This window comes from Ruegeria sp. AE3, from assembly GCF_056542225.1.
Genome location: NZ_JBQFZL010000009.1, coordinates 77,195 through 89,620 on the forward strand (window position 1 = coordinate 77,195; position 12,426 = coordinate 89,620).

At 57.7% G+C, this 12,426-nt stretch carries 13 protein-coding genes; 8 read left to right on the plus strand and 5 right to left on the minus strand.

Annotated elements, in window-relative coordinates; all coding sequences use genetic code 11:
* Positions 1-58: 58 nt before the first annotated feature.
* Complete coding sequence (locus ACR0NZ_RS15415; RefSeq protein ID WP_480520082.1) at positions 59-1,411, minus strand: mechanosensitive ion channel family protein; 1,353 nt, start codon at positions 1,409-1,411, stop codon at positions 59-61.
* 115 nt (positions 1,412-1,526) lie between these two features.
* Between ACR0NZ_RS15415 and ACR0NZ_RS15420 the strand changes: the two genes are divergently transcribed.
* Genes ACR0NZ_RS15420 through leuD form a run of 4 tightly spaced genes read left to right on the plus strand, consistent with a single transcriptional unit; the run spans position 1,527 to position 4,296 of the window.
* Positions 1,527-1,622, plus strand: coding sequence for an isopropylmalate isomerase (locus tag ACR0NZ_RS15420; protein WP_245220657.1), 96 nt, complete (start codon positions 1,527-1,529; stop codon positions 1,620-1,622).
* 43 nt (positions 1,623-1,665) lie between these two features.
* Positions 1,666-3,069, plus strand: a complete 1,404-nt coding sequence (leuC, locus tag ACR0NZ_RS15425; RefSeq protein ID WP_480494511.1) for a 3-isopropylmalate dehydratase large subunit — start codon at positions 1,666-1,668, stop codon at positions 3,067-3,069.
* A 37-nt stretch (positions 3,070-3,106) separates the two neighbouring features.
* Entirely contained in the window at positions 3,107-3,649 is a 543-nt protein-coding gene (locus ACR0NZ_RS15430) for an HdeD family acid-resistance protein (RefSeq protein WP_480520084.1), read from the plus strand.
* A gap of 41 nt (positions 3,650-3,690) precedes the next feature.
* Positions 3,691-4,296, plus strand: a complete 606-nt coding sequence (leuD, locus tag ACR0NZ_RS15435) for a 3-isopropylmalate dehydratase small subunit (RefSeq protein ID WP_480520086.1) — start codon at positions 3,691-3,693, stop codon at positions 4,294-4,296.
* 24 nt (positions 4,297-4,320) lie between these two features.
* On the opposite strand, the gene ACR0NZ_RS15440 is transcribed toward leuD, so the two are convergent.
* The gene (locus ACR0NZ_RS15440) at positions 4,321-4,524 is read right to left on the minus strand and encodes a hypothetical protein (protein ID WP_480474697.1); all 204 of its coding nucleotides are present in this window, start codon (positions 4,522-4,524) and stop codon (positions 4,321-4,323) included.
* A 104-nt stretch (positions 4,525-4,628) separates the two neighbouring features.
* Here ACR0NZ_RS15440 and ACR0NZ_RS15445 point away from each other — a divergent pair, with 104 nt between their 5' ends.
* A complete protein-coding gene (locus ACR0NZ_RS15445; protein ID WP_480474695.1) occupies positions 4,629-5,459 on the plus strand; it encodes a hypothetical protein in 831 nt (276 codons plus the stop codon).
* The gene (locus tag ACR0NZ_RS15450) at positions 5,456-6,484 is read left to right on the plus strand and encodes an endonuclease/exonuclease/phosphatase family protein (protein WP_480520088.1); all 1,029 of its coding nucleotides are present in this window, start codon (positions 5,456-5,458) and stop codon (positions 6,482-6,484) included. Before ACR0NZ_RS15445 ends, ACR0NZ_RS15450 begins: the two co-directional genes overlap by 4 nt.
* Here ACR0NZ_RS15450 and ACR0NZ_RS15455 read toward each other — a convergent pair.
* Complete coding sequence (locus tag ACR0NZ_RS15455; protein WP_480520090.1) at positions 6,481-7,383, minus strand: Rossmann-fold NAD(P)-binding domain-containing protein; 903 nt, start codon at positions 7,381-7,383, stop codon at positions 6,481-6,483. The two genes, ACR0NZ_RS15450 and ACR0NZ_RS15455, sit on opposite strands and share 4 nt — an antisense overlap.
* Positions 7,384-7,467: 84 nt before the next feature.
* Between ACR0NZ_RS15455 and ACR0NZ_RS15460 the strand changes: the two genes are divergently transcribed.
* On the plus strand, positions 7,468-8,361 hold the full coding sequence (locus tag ACR0NZ_RS15460; protein WP_480474690.1) for a LysR family transcriptional regulator: 894 nt from the start codon (positions 7,468-7,470) through the stop codon (positions 8,359-8,361).
* A 3-nt stretch (positions 8,362-8,364) separates the two neighbouring features.
* Here the strand turns inward: ACR0NZ_RS15460 and ACR0NZ_RS15465 are convergent, their stop codons facing one another.
* A complete protein-coding gene (locus tag ACR0NZ_RS15465; protein ID WP_480520092.1) occupies positions 8,365-8,892 on the minus strand; it encodes a redoxin domain-containing protein in 528 nt (175 codons plus the stop codon).
* Positions 8,893-8,983: 91 nt separating this feature from the next.
* On the opposite strand from ACR0NZ_RS15465, the gene leuB reads away from it, so the two are divergent.
* On the plus strand, positions 8,984-10,087 hold the full coding sequence (gene leuB, locus ACR0NZ_RS15470; RefSeq protein WP_209507247.1) for a 3-isopropylmalate dehydrogenase: 1,104 nt from the start codon (positions 8,984-8,986) through the stop codon (positions 10,085-10,087).
* Positions 10,088-10,157: 70 nt separating this feature from the next.
* Here the strand turns inward: leuB and ACR0NZ_RS15475 are convergent, their stop codons facing one another.
* Complete coding sequence (locus ACR0NZ_RS15475) at positions 10,158-12,332, minus strand: transglycosylase domain-containing protein (protein WP_480520094.1); 2,175 nt, start codon at positions 12,330-12,332, stop codon at positions 10,158-10,160.
* Between the last annotated feature and the right edge of the window lie 94 nt (positions 12,333-12,426).

A 12,426-nucleotide genomic window follows, 5' to 3' on the forward strand; every position in this document is an offset into this window, starting at 1 on the left:
GGTAGCAAGGGGAATGCAACATTTCAATGAATGCACGCTGCGGGGCGTACACAGACGCTTACTCTGTGATGATCTGTTGCGCAGTTGCGCCGTCCGACAACAGCCGGACTTCGCGCTGCGGGAAGGGGATCGAGATACCTTCTTCCTTAAATGCGTCCCAGAGCGCCAGATAGACGTTGCCCCGGATATTGGTCAGCCCCTTTGTCGGGTCGCTGATCCAGAACCTCAGCACATAGTCCACGCTGCTGTCACCAAATCCGGTGATGTGGCAAACCGGTTCATGTTTGCCGCCGCTCAGGACCCGGGCAACCGCCTTCACCGCCCTGATTGCCGTCGCGCGCACTTTATGCGGATCGTCGTCATAGCTGGTACCAAAATCCAGATCCAACCTTACGAACCGGTCGGAATGAGACCAGTTCACCACCTGGTTGGTAATCAGATCTTCGTTTGGGATAAGGTATTCGCGCCCGTCCCGTGTTACGACCGACACGTATCGCGCGCCAAGCGCATTGATCCAACCGAACGTGTCCCCCAACGAGATTACGTCGCCCGGCTTGATCGAGCGGTCCATCAGGATGATGATCCCCGATATCAAGTTCGACACCACTTTTTGCAAACCGAACCCGATACCCACGCCGATGGCGCCAGACAAAAGCGCGATGCCGGTCAGGTCGAACCCCAACGTTCGGATCGCAGCCATAAAGACCGCCCCGTAAAGCAGAACCTGTACGCCTTTTGACAATAGCACCTGCATGGACGGGGTTATGTCGTCATTGCTTTGCAATGCGCGTTCGGCTGCGCGCGTGCCGATACGGGCCAGTGTCAGCAGGATGCCAATCAGCAATGTGGCTTTGAGAATACCAAGGGCCGAAATATGCAGGTCCCCGATGGAAATCGCCACTCCGTCAAGAAAACCCGCGACATCATCTGTCAGATTCAGCGCGACTAGCGTTGCGTAGATCCACATTGCCCACTTGAAAATCCGGCGAAGCGTGCGGTTTTGGACCAGTCTCGCGACCAGTGCTATTGCCAGCCATGCCGCCGCCAGCGTAGCTATCACCCCGATGATATAGCTGCGCGACGGCCAGGTGAGCTGCTGCATGATCAGATACAATGCCCACGAAAGCAGGATGAAGTAGACCAGCGCCAACCGCCGCATCAACTGTACCAGAACCCGGAGCCGCCATTTCGGCCATCCCGTGCGTGAACGGGCCCAGGCATCCCATCTAGACTGGGTCAGGAATTTCAGCAGCAAAGCCAGCGCCCACAGCAACAGGATGATGAGCAGTTGATATTGTCGCCAGCCCGGCGTGACGATCAGATCAAGCAGCTTTGCAAATTGCGCGGAAAAAGCCGCAACCATGTTGTTATAGAGGTCAGTCAGCGTACTTGGGATCAGGTCTTGGTTCATGCACGTCTCCTGCGGGCCAGCTTGAACAGCAATGCGGAGTGATGCAAGCCTGACACCGGTTTTGAACCTTGATTGCCGGAAGGGCGCGGTATATCTGAACCGCATGAGACTCAATGTGGCCCAACTTCAGAATCTGGAAGATCGCGCGCGCTTGCGTGAACGGTTCTTTGGCGCTGCCCGCACGGTTCTGGCGCGCCTATCCGTCGCCTGAGCCAACTCGCCAGCTATTTCTCATTACATACGGGAGAGGACCGATGTCCCCCAAGACACTCTATGACAAGATTTGGGACGCCCATGTCGCGCACGAAGCCGATGATGGAACCTGCCTGCTTTATATCGACCGCCATCTGGTGCACGAAGTTACCAGCCCGCAGGCTTTTGAAGGGCTGCGCATGGCAGGCCGTAAAGTGCGCGCGCCGGAAAAGACCATCGCCGTACCGGACCACAACGTGCCGACCACGCCGGACCGCGTGAACGGGATCGAGAACCCGGAATCGCGCATTCAGGTCGAGGCGCTGGACAAGAACGCCAAGGATTTCGGCATTCACTACTACCCGGTGAATGACGTGCGCCAGGGCATTGTCCACATCGTTGGCCCGGAACAGGGTTGGACCCTGCCGGGTATGACCGTTGTCTGCGGCGACAGCCACACAGCGACCCATGGTGCATTCGGCGCGCTGGCTCACGGTATCGGTACGTCTGAGGTTGAGCATGTTCTGGCAACGCAAACGCTGATCCAGAAGAAGTCCAAGAACATGAAGGTGGAAATCACCGGTAAATTGCAACCGGGCGTGACCGCTAAGGACATCACTCTGGCCGTAATCGGTGAGACCGGCACCGCTGGCGGTACCGGCTATGTCATCGAGTATTGCGGTGAAGCAATCCGTGATCTGTCGATGGAAGGTCGCATGACCGTCTGCAACATGGCAATCGAAGGCGGTGCTCGTGCCGGTCTGATCGCGCCGGATGAAACAACGTTCGACTACGTTAAAGGCCGCCCGCACGCGCCGAAGGGCGCGCAATGGGAAGCGGCTCTGACTTGGTGGAAAACGCTCTTTACTGATGAAGGCGCGCATTTCGACAAGGTCATCACCTTGCGCGGCGAGGACATCGCGCCGGTCGTGACCTGGGGCACCAGCCCCGAGGACGTTCTGCCGATCACCGCAACCGTACCGAACCCCGAAGATTTCGAAGGCGGCAAAGTCGACGCGGCCCGCCGCTCCATTGAATACATGGGGCTGAAGGTCGGTCAGAAGCTGAGCGAAGTTGAGATCGACACTGTCTTTATCGGCTCGTGCACCAACGGCCGGATCGAGGACCTGCGTGCTGCCGCCGAGATTCTGAAGGGCAAAAAGATCAAGGACGGCATACGCGCCATGGTCGTTCCGGGCTCGGGTCTGGTCCGCGCGCAGGCCGAAGAAGAAGGTCTGGCGGATATCTTCAAAGAAGCCGGTTTCGAATGGCGTCTGGCAGGATGTTCGATGTGTCTGGCGATGAATCCCGACCAGTTGCAACCGGGTGAACGCTGCGCCGCGACTTCGAACCGCAACTTCGAAGGCCGTCAAGGCCGGGGCGGGCGTACCCACCTGCTGAGCCCGGCAATGGCCGCCGCAGCGGCAATCACAGGACGGCTGACAGACGTCCGTGAAATGATGTAAGCTGCCCTCATAACTGGATATTTGAGGGATTGAAGACATGAGTGACTGGACAAAATGGCTATTGCTTGGACTTCTGTCCATCATGTTCGGCATCTTTGTGCTGGGCGCACCGGTCGTGGCATCAATTACCGTGACGGTGGTCACAGGTGTATTGCTGCTGATTTCTGGCGCATTGCAGGTTGTTGGCGGCTTCACAGTCGAAGGGACCGGCAACAAGATACTGTCATTTATCATGGGTGTCGTGATGCTGTTTCTGGGCTGGTCCTTTCTGGATCACCCACTGCAAGGAACGCTGACGCTGGCAACCGTCTGCCTGATCCTGTTCATGGCTGGCGGCATTGCCCGAGTGATCCTATCGTTCCAGATGCGCGGAACACAGTATTTCTGGGCGACGCTGGTCTCGGGCATCATGTCAATTGTTCTGGCGATCCTGATCTGGCGCTTTGCCGCGATGGATCCTTCGGTGCTGCTGCAATTGCTGGGCATCCTGCTGGGGATCGAAATGATCTTTAACGGGCTCGGCCTTGTCTTCATGGCGTTCTTCGTCAAGGACGCTCCAAAAGAAACGAAACAAGCTTAACGCGGGGCCTGGGCGCGGCCCTCTCCCGCAGGAGTGTGAACATGGATAAGTTTGAAAAAGTCCACGGGGTGGCCGCCCCAATGCCGCTGATCAATATCGACACCGATATGATCATCCCGAAAGTGCACCTGAAAACCATCAAACGGTCCGGCCTGGGCATCGTTCTGTTCGACGAGATGCGCTATCACGATGACGGTCAGGAGAATGAAGAATTCGTCCTGAACAAGCCCGCCTATCGCGAGGCCGAGATTCTGGTTGCAGGCGACAACTTCGGCTGTGGGTCCTCGCGCGAACACGCGCCCTGGGCGATCAAGGATTTCGGCATCAAGGTCGTGATCTCGACCAGTTTTGCCGACATCTTCTTCAACAACTGTTTCAAGAACGGCATTCTGCCGATCGTTGTCGGGGCAGAACACCACGCGATCCTGATGGATGATGCGCATAAAGGCGAAAACGCCCGCATGACCGTACATCTGGAAGATCAGCAGATCACCACATCGGACGGCATCGTGATCGATTTCGAAATCGATCCTCACCGCAAGCACTGCCTGCTGAATGGTCTAGACGATATCGGGCTGACGATGGAAAAAGATCATCACATCGACAAGTTCGAGGATCACGCCAGTCAGGCCCGTCCCTGGGTGTGATTCTGGGGGCGAATCTGTGGATACTCAACCTGACGGGGTCGCCAAGGCGGCCCCGCTCGCATTCTTGGGGTTGATTTTTTGAAAACCACAACATGTGGGTATCAATTTGAGATACACGTCGGATTTGCGTCGAAAATGATGCAATACCGCACCAGTTGCGCCATCTTTTTGCCCGAAATCACGTGTTTTCTGCACCTCGGCTTGAGCAAAATGCCGCTTATCGTTCATGTTGGCGCTAAAGAGGATCCGTCAACGTCAGACGAAGCGACGGGCGCAAGTTGGAAACAAGTCGACAAAGATCGGCTGATCCGGTTTGAAAAAGGGTTCGGATAGTGATTGCGCGCACAACAGGGGCGGCTATACGCGGTATACTTGTTGCACTTATGGTGCTGACACCTGCGTTGTACCTGCCTGTCTCATCTACGAACGGGACCGAGATACTGGTCTTTCTCGCGATCCTCGCGTTTATCCTGACCTTTGCCGAATACAATTCCGCATTTCCCAGCTTTATCGAATTCCGCGACGCGCCCCCGGTCAATCGCCTTCGGTTTGTCGGCCTGATGTCGATGGTCACCTTTCTGACGCTGATCTGCAAAAACGCCTTTGAACCAACGCAGCTGACCACATTCTCTTATTCGGTTGGCCTGGCTGTCGCAAATGTGGTGGACTTCCCCTATTCTCCGGTGCGCCTCATCGTGCTGATGTTACCCCCGGATGCCAGCCACGCCTTGATCGAACTGGTCCGCATCACGGCCAGCGTGGCTTATGTTGCGGCTTTGGTCACGATTGTCAGCTTTGCCTATGCGGTCAGGGTTCGGGGATGGCCAACCGGCAATGGCGCCTTCAATGTGTGGACTAACTTGCCGCTGTTTGACCCGACCAAAGGGGGTGATGTCGTTACGCGCCTTCAAAGGGATGGCCGCCTGAACATCTGTATCGGCATTCTGCTGCCATTCCTCATTCCGGCGATTATCAAGTTGATGAGCAGTGTGATCGCCCCGATCTCCCTCGGGAATCCACAGACCTTGATCTGGACCATGAGCGCATGGGCCTTCCTGCCCGCCAGCATGATCATGCGCGGCATGGCGACCCTCAGGATCGCGGGCTTGATCATGGAAAAACGCCGCGCCTATTCGACCAGCGAGTCAACACAGACCGCATGATCCGCATCTTGTGTCTGCTATGGCTGCCCTTTGCGGCACAGGCAGAAGTCGTGCGCATTGCCACCTATAATACCGAGCTTAGCAGAAATGGTCCCGGTTTGTTGCTTCGCGACATTCAACGCGATGACGCGCAGGTTCTGGCCGTTGTCGACGTTATTGCGTCGGCGCGCCCTGACATAATCGCCCTTCAGGGTATCGACTGGGATCTGAACAATACCGCTGTAATCGCCCTGATTGGGAAACTGCGCAACGCGGGGCTTGATTATGGATATTACCTTGCCACACAACCCAATGCCGGCCTGGAAACCTCGCTTGATCTGGACGGTGATGACAAGACCCAAGGCCCCGGCGACGCGCAAGGCTGGGGGCAGTTCACCGGTCAGGGTGGGTTGGCGTTGTTGTCGCGATACGAAATTATCACCGCCGAGGTTCAGGATTATTCCGAACTGTTGTGGCGCAGTTTACCGGGCGCCACCCTGCCTGGCGTAAACGGGCACCCCTTCCCGTCTGACGCGGCACATCAGATACAACGCCTGTCTTCGACCGCACACTGGGTTGTACCGATCGAAACCCCTTATGGGCGGCTCAACTTGATGACCTTTCATGCGACGCCACCCGTTTTCGATGGGCCCGAGGATCGAAATGGCTTGCGCAATCAGGATGAGATCCGGCTCTGGTCCGTTTTACTGAACGGTGAACTGGGGCCAGTCCCCGAAAGTCCCTTTTTGATCGCCGGCGATGCCAACCTTGACCCAACGCGTGGGGAGGGCCGTAAACAGGCCATTCAGTCCCTTCTGGCCCATCCCCGTCTGCAAGACCCGCTGCCGAAAGACCCGTCAGGCTCGACCTCAACGGTCGCTTTGAAGGCCACGGGTGAAATGCGCGTGGATTATGTGTTGCCGTCCGCCGACCTGCGCATTTCGGACGCCGGTGTTACGTGGCCGAAAGAAGGCAGTAAGCTATACGAATCTGCCCTGCGCGCCAGCAGGCACCGATTGGTCTGGGTTGACGTCACCCTGCCCTAAGGCGTGACCGTCTCTCCGTTCGCATAGGGCAAAGCCACTTGGCTGGGTGAGATCGCAGAACGCAATGCATCATCCAGATCTGTCTGATACACAGAACCCAGCAACTCGGTCAGGTACGATCCGTCCAACTGGTGCGACACCTGCCACAGATACCGCATTTCAATCAGGTGTGAGGACATGCGCCAGAATGGTCGCGCCAGCTGCAATGGCCACCATTGCATAGGCTTCACGAATATGTCCCTTCCAGTCACTCTCGACAAAGACTGCGCGATCTCAGTTCCGGTCAGAGTATAGCCAGCGAAAGGAACATCGCAGAACCGCGGCAGATCCTTTCGGATTTCACACAGCGCGACGGCAGCTTGGGCCAGATCAGGCAGATAGGCCCAGGCGTGCAAAGCTTCTGGATCTCCGGGATACACGAATTGATTGCGCGACAGATGCTTGATCATGACCTGATCGAACCAGTTTCCAGATGCCTCGGTGTCAATGAAATCACCCGCACGCAGAAGGATCGTTCTGACGGTTGAAGCGCGATACGCCTCCTCCATCTCGATCCGGATACGGCCAAGCGGATTGGTGGCCAAGTGCGGTGTAAGGCCGGACCATGGGCCTTGCGTGCCCGGTCCAAAAACGTAGACGTTTCCGGGAACCAGTACGGTGGCTCCGGTCTCGGACGCGGCGTCTCTCACACGTCTGGTCAGGTCGGGCATTTCACGCGACCAATCAGGATAGAGCGGGTTCCACCCGTTTACGATGACATCCACCCCTTTTGCCGCCTGGGAAAGAGAACCGGACCCGCGACGGAATGTCTGCACGGCCCAGCCTGCATTCCGAAACGCCTTTGCAGCATTGCGCCCAAACCGGCCCGATGCGCCGAGTATCAGTGCAGTTTGTGTCATTGATGCCTCCTGTTTCAGACCAATCTATCCATTCAATGCACGTATTGAATTGCCGAGAAATGCAGAATGTGTATTCAATTTTGAATGGACAAAGCACTGACACATGCGGATTGGTCTCTGATCCAGAGCTTTCTGGCCGTGGCCGAAACGGGGTCCCTGTCCGCCGCTGCACGGCACCTTGATCGCAGCCAGCCCACATTGGGACGACAAGTACAAAGCCTTGAGACCGAACTGGGCGTATCCTTGTTCGACCGGCACGCGCGCGGCCTGAAACTGAGCGTGGCAGGGTCCCAGCTTTTGCCGATGGCGCAGCAAATGCACAGCGCCATGACTGCATTCAGCCTTGCCGCCGCAGGGCAGTCGCAGCAACTTGAAGGCTCGGTCCGCATCACCGCCTCGGTCTTCGCGTCGCATCACCTGCTGCCACCGATTCTGGCGTATATCCGAAGGCAGGAACCCGCCATTCAACTTGAGCTGGTCGCCACAGACACCACGGAAAACCTGTTATACCGCGAGGCGGATATTGCCGTTCGCATGTATCGCCCGGCGCAGATGGATATCATTTCGCGATATCTGGGGGAGGTGCCGCTATGCTTTTGCGCGGCCAAGTCCTATCTCGACCGTAGGGGACGCCCCAATACACCCGAAGAACTTTTTTCCCACGACCTAGTGGGGTTTGACGCCAATCAGGAAATCATCAAGGCCATGCGCGAAAAAGGGTGGCCCGCAAGCCGCAACAGTTTTGCGACCCGCTGCGATCTGCAAAGCGCCTATTGGGAACTGATCCGCGCGGGATGCGGCATTGGCTTCAGCCAGGTCCAGATGGCCGAAGCCGACCCGGATGTCGAAATCTTGCCGCTGGATGTTGAAATCCCGGTTCTGCCCGTGTGGTTGGCTGCGCCGCAGGCCATGCGCCAGACCCCGCGTATCCGCAGGGTCTGGGATTTGTTGGCAGAAGGGCTCAAAGCCTCTCTTTGAGCGTCAAAGTGGGCCGGTATAAGTTCCACGCGCGGGATAGTTGTTGCCCAAAGTGAACTTCAGACCACCCGCGATATCCGACATCGACGGACGTCCAAAAGGCGTGGTCTGTTGCCACGCAAAATAAAGCGTCTGGTCAGGTGCGATGTAAAAATGTCCGGGTTCCGCAAACAGGTCTGGTTCGGCACTGCCTTCGCGCTTGGTCGAGATGTTCAGCCCCCAACCCTCCCGCGCCTCAGACAGGGGCAGGCTGTGGCCTACGCGCAAGCGGGAAACATTGGCTTTTGCGGCGGTTTCAGCGGCACGTTCGGCGGTATCGGTGGTGATCATGATAATCTCGACACCCAGCGCCGCGAAATCGTCCAGCGCCGCCTCGGCCTCGGTCATCTGTCTGATGCAGATCGGACAATGCAATCCGCGATATTGAATCACCAGCGTTCCGTTTTCGCCCTTGTTGGTCTCAAGGTCGAAACTGCCATGGGCGACGGTTTCAATTTTCAGTGCAGGAACCGGATTTCCAGGTGTCAGCATGTATTTTCCTTGTGTTTTGACAGGTCTGTCTCATTGACCCGATGCTGCGCAGACGCTAGGGCCTGTGCAACAAAACGCAAGGAGACCCTTCATGCCCAACCCCTCGCTCCTCATCCTGCCCGGAGACGGAATTGGCCCAGAAGTTATGGCCGAAGTGCGCAGAATCATCGATTGGTTCGGTGCCAATCGTGGTCTTCAATTTGACGTGAGCGAGGATCTGGTGGGCGGTGCCGCTTATGACGCCCACGGCAAGCCTCTCTCCGATGAGACCATGGCAAAGGCGCAAGAGGTTGACGCGGTTTTGCTGGGCGCTGTCGGCGGTCCGAAATACGACGATCTGGATTTCAGCCTGAAGCCCGAGCGTGGCCTGCTGCGCCTGCGCAAGGAAATGGACCTGTATTCGAACCTGCGCCCCGCGCAGTGTTTTGACGCGCTTGCCGATTTCTCGTCGCTAAAGAAAGACATCGTTGCCGGTCTCGACATCATGATCGTCCGCGAACTGACGTCGGGCGTCTATTTCGGTGAGCCGCGCGGCATCTTCGAGGAAGGCAACGAACGCGTCGGCATCAACACCCAGCGTTACACCGAATCCGAGATCGAACGTGCCGCGCGCTCGGCTTTTGAACTGGCAATGCGCCGCAACAAAAAGCTGTGCTCGATGGAAAAAGCCAACGTGATGGAATCGGGCATCCTGTGGCGCGAAGTCGTCACCCGCGTCGCAGCGGACTACCCCGAAGTTGAGCTGAGCCATATGTACGCCGACAACGGCGCGATGCAGCTTGTGCGCGCTCCGAAACAGTTTGATGTGATCCTGACCGACAACCTGTTCGGTGACATCCTGTCCGACTGCGCCGCGATGCTGACCGGGTCGCTGGGCATGTTGCCTTCGGCCTCTCTTGGCGCGCCGATGGCCAATGGTCGACCCAAGGCAATGTATGAACCCGTCCACGGCTCGGCCCCGGACATCGCGGGTCAGGGCAAAGCCAACCCGATCGCCTGTATCCTGAGCTTTGCCATGGCCCTGCGCTACAGCTTTGATCAGGGCGAAGAAGCGGATCGTCTGGAGGCCGCGATCGAGAAAGTACTGGCCGATGGTGTACGCACCGGCGACCTGCTCGCAGATGAGGGCGTTCAGCCCGTATCAACCACTGAAATGGGCGACGCGATCCTTGCGGCCTTGGATGCCAGCGTCTGAAACACGCAATCAGCGAAATGGCAAAAAGGCGGTGCCCAGTGCACCGCCTTTTTTTCCATCAAAGAAGGCTCTAGTTTCCGCCAAAAATATTCTTCAGCAGATTGTTGATGTCCTCGGCAAAACCTCCGCGCTTTCGACGCGGCTGTGGCTGTGCGACCTGAACCGGCGGTGCTGGTGCCATCATCGGCAAGGGTGTCGGTGTCATCCCTTCGGTGACACGCAGCATGGTTTCTCTCCAGATTTCCGCGGGCAAACCGCCGCCGGTCACACCAGACAGGGGCGTGTTGTCGTCATAGCCCATCCAAACACCGGTTACATAGTCCGCAGTAAACCCGATGAACCACGCATCCCGCGCCGCTTGGGTCGTGCCTGTTTTGCCCGCGACCTGCCAGCCAGGTAACTTTGCCCGTCCACCTGTGCCTTCGGACACTACACGTTCCATCATCCATGTCAGCTGCTTGGCGGCCGCGTCGTTGATCACCCGTTCACCGATACCGGTTGTCGTGACCATGACAGGTGCTTCATCACCCAGCAGCTTCAGCTCGGTCAGGCCATAAGGTTCGACGGCAGAGCCACCGTTCAGAATACCTGCATAAGCCCCCGTCATCTCAATCAGCGTGCTTTCCGACGCGCCCAGCGCCAGGGCAGGCCCTTGCGCCAGATCGCTGGCAATCCCAAAACCACTGGCCACCGTGCGGACGTTATCCAAGCCCGATATCTCAGCAACTTTCACCGCCGGAATGTTCAGCGAGTTCTTCAACGCATCCGCCAGTGACACCCGCCCGTAGTACTTGTTGGTGTAGTTCTTGGGGCACCATTGTCTGGACCCGGGAATGTCCACGCAGTAAGGTTCATCCATCACCGTATCCAGCGGGGAATAGCCGAGTTCCAGCGCGGTGGCATAGACAAAAGGTTTGAAGGACGAACCGGTTTGGCGCTTGGCGATGGTGGCCCTGTTGAACACCCCGGCAACCCGTGTTTCTCGGCCGCCGACCATGGCTCTTACCGCTCCGTCCGCGGACATGACCACGATGGCCGCCTGCGCCTTGGAACCTTCCCGCACCTTTTCCTGAAAGATGAATTGCAAAGCCTCTTCCGCCGATCGCTGAATCCGCTGATCCAAAGTCGTCTGGATTACAACATCTTCGGTTGTGTTGTCGCCAAAATAACTGGGAAGTTCCGAAACAACCCAATCTGCGAAGTAACCGCCCGCTCGGGCAGCTGCCGCTTCAGACAGTTGCGCCGGTCGCGTACGCGCTTCGCTGGCCTGTGCGGCGGTCAGATATCCCTGATCCTCCATCAGACCGATCACCAGCCGCGCCCGATCCTGAGACCGTTGCAGGTTGTTGGTCGGTGCATAGCGTGTAGGCGCAACCAGCAGACCAGCCAGCATCGCGGCCTCTGCGGGCGAAACCTCGGCGGCGGATTTTCCAAAGTAGCGCTGGCTTGCGGCTTCGAACCCACGCGCGCCTGCGCCAAGAAAGGCACGGTTCAGGTAGATCGTCAGAACCTCGTCCTTGGAGTATTTCACCTCCATTGCCAGCGCATAGACGGCTTCCTTGGCCTTGCGCCACAAGGAGCCCTGACGGCAGTCGGCCTCATACGCGGCCTCAGAGTCCCAGTCACTGGGATCATAGGGAACGCCCAGACACAGGAGTTTCGCGGTCTGTTGCGTGATTGTCGACCCGCCATGCCCCGACAAAGGCCCGCGGCCTTCGCTCAGGTTGATGCTGACCGCGCTGGCGACGCCACGCGGGCTGACCCCGAAATGCCGGTAAAATCGCTTGTCTTCGGTTGCGACAACCGCGTTTTTCAGATGCGGAGACACGGTATCGGCCGTGATCACCCCACCAAACTGATCACCACGCCAGGCAAAGACCTTGCCATCACGATCCAGCAAGGTCACGGAACCCCGCGCGCGCCCATCCAGCAAGGCATCGACATCCGGCAACGTGGCGTAAACGATACCCACCGCCAGCGCGAGCAGCATGGCAGAAATCGCACCTACACGCCAGGTCAAGCTCCAGATCAACCGCCAGATCCATCGGAACAAACGGCGAAGGATACCACCGCCTTTACCCCCTGATGACTTGCGGGTTTTCCTGCGCGTGGTTTTGCGCGTGGTCGGTTTTCGCACCGTCGATTTCTTGCCCGCCGTGCTTTTGGTCGCCGCCGGTTTTCGGCCCTTCGAAGGGTACCGTTTATCCGCGACCAATGTCGGCTTGCGGCGCTTGGACTCAGTCATGCTCAAACTCTGCCCGGTTATACTTTTTGGTCACCATACCTCGACAACCGCAGTATGTAGAGGTCCGAATTTCCGGAATTTCCCCTCTCTATAG

What these genes read in the sequence shown, in the direction of transcription:
- ACR0NZ_RS15415 (WP_480520082.1), bottom strand. Translation starts at nt 1,411, where the DNA reads ATGAACCAAGACCTGATCCCAAGTACGCTGACTGACCTCTATAACAAC.
- leuC (WP_480494511.1), top strand. Translation starts at nt 1,666, where the DNA reads ATGTCCCCCAAGACACTCTATGACAAGATTTGGGACGCCCATGTCGCG.
- ACR0NZ_RS15430 (WP_480520084.1), top strand. Translation starts at nt 3,107, where the DNA reads ATGAGTGACTGGACAAAATGGCTATTGCTTGGACTTCTGTCCATCATG.
- leuD (WP_480520086.1), top strand. Translation starts at nt 3,691, where the DNA reads ATGGATAAGTTTGAAAAAGTCCACGGGGTGGCCGCCCCAATGCCGCTG.
- ACR0NZ_RS15440 (WP_480474697.1), bottom strand. Translation starts at nt 4,524, where the DNA reads ATGAACGATAAGCGGCATTTTGCTCAAGCCGAGGTGCAGAAAACACGT.
- ACR0NZ_RS15450 (WP_480520088.1), top strand. Translation starts at nt 5,456, where the DNA reads ATGATCCGCATCTTGTGTCTGCTATGGCTGCCCTTTGCGGCACAGGCA.
- ACR0NZ_RS15455 (WP_480520090.1), bottom strand. Translation starts at nt 7,383, where the DNA reads ATGACACAAACTGCACTGATACTCGGCGCATCGGGCCGGTTTGGGCGC.
- ACR0NZ_RS15460 (WP_480474690.1), top strand. Translation starts at nt 7,468, where the DNA reads ATGGACAAAGCACTGACACATGCGGATTGGTCTCTGATCCAGAGCTTT.
- ACR0NZ_RS15465 (WP_480520092.1), bottom strand. Translation starts at nt 8,892, where the DNA reads ATGCTGACACCTGGAAATCCGGTTCCTGCACTGAAAATTGAAACCGTC.
- leuB (WP_209507247.1), top strand. Translation starts at nt 8,984, where the DNA reads ATGCCCAACCCCTCGCTCCTCATCCTGCCCGGAGACGGAATTGGCCCA.
- ACR0NZ_RS15475 (WP_480520094.1), bottom strand. Translation starts at nt 12,332, where the DNA reads ATGACTGAGTCCAAGCGCCGCAAGCCGACATTGGTCGCGGATAAACGG.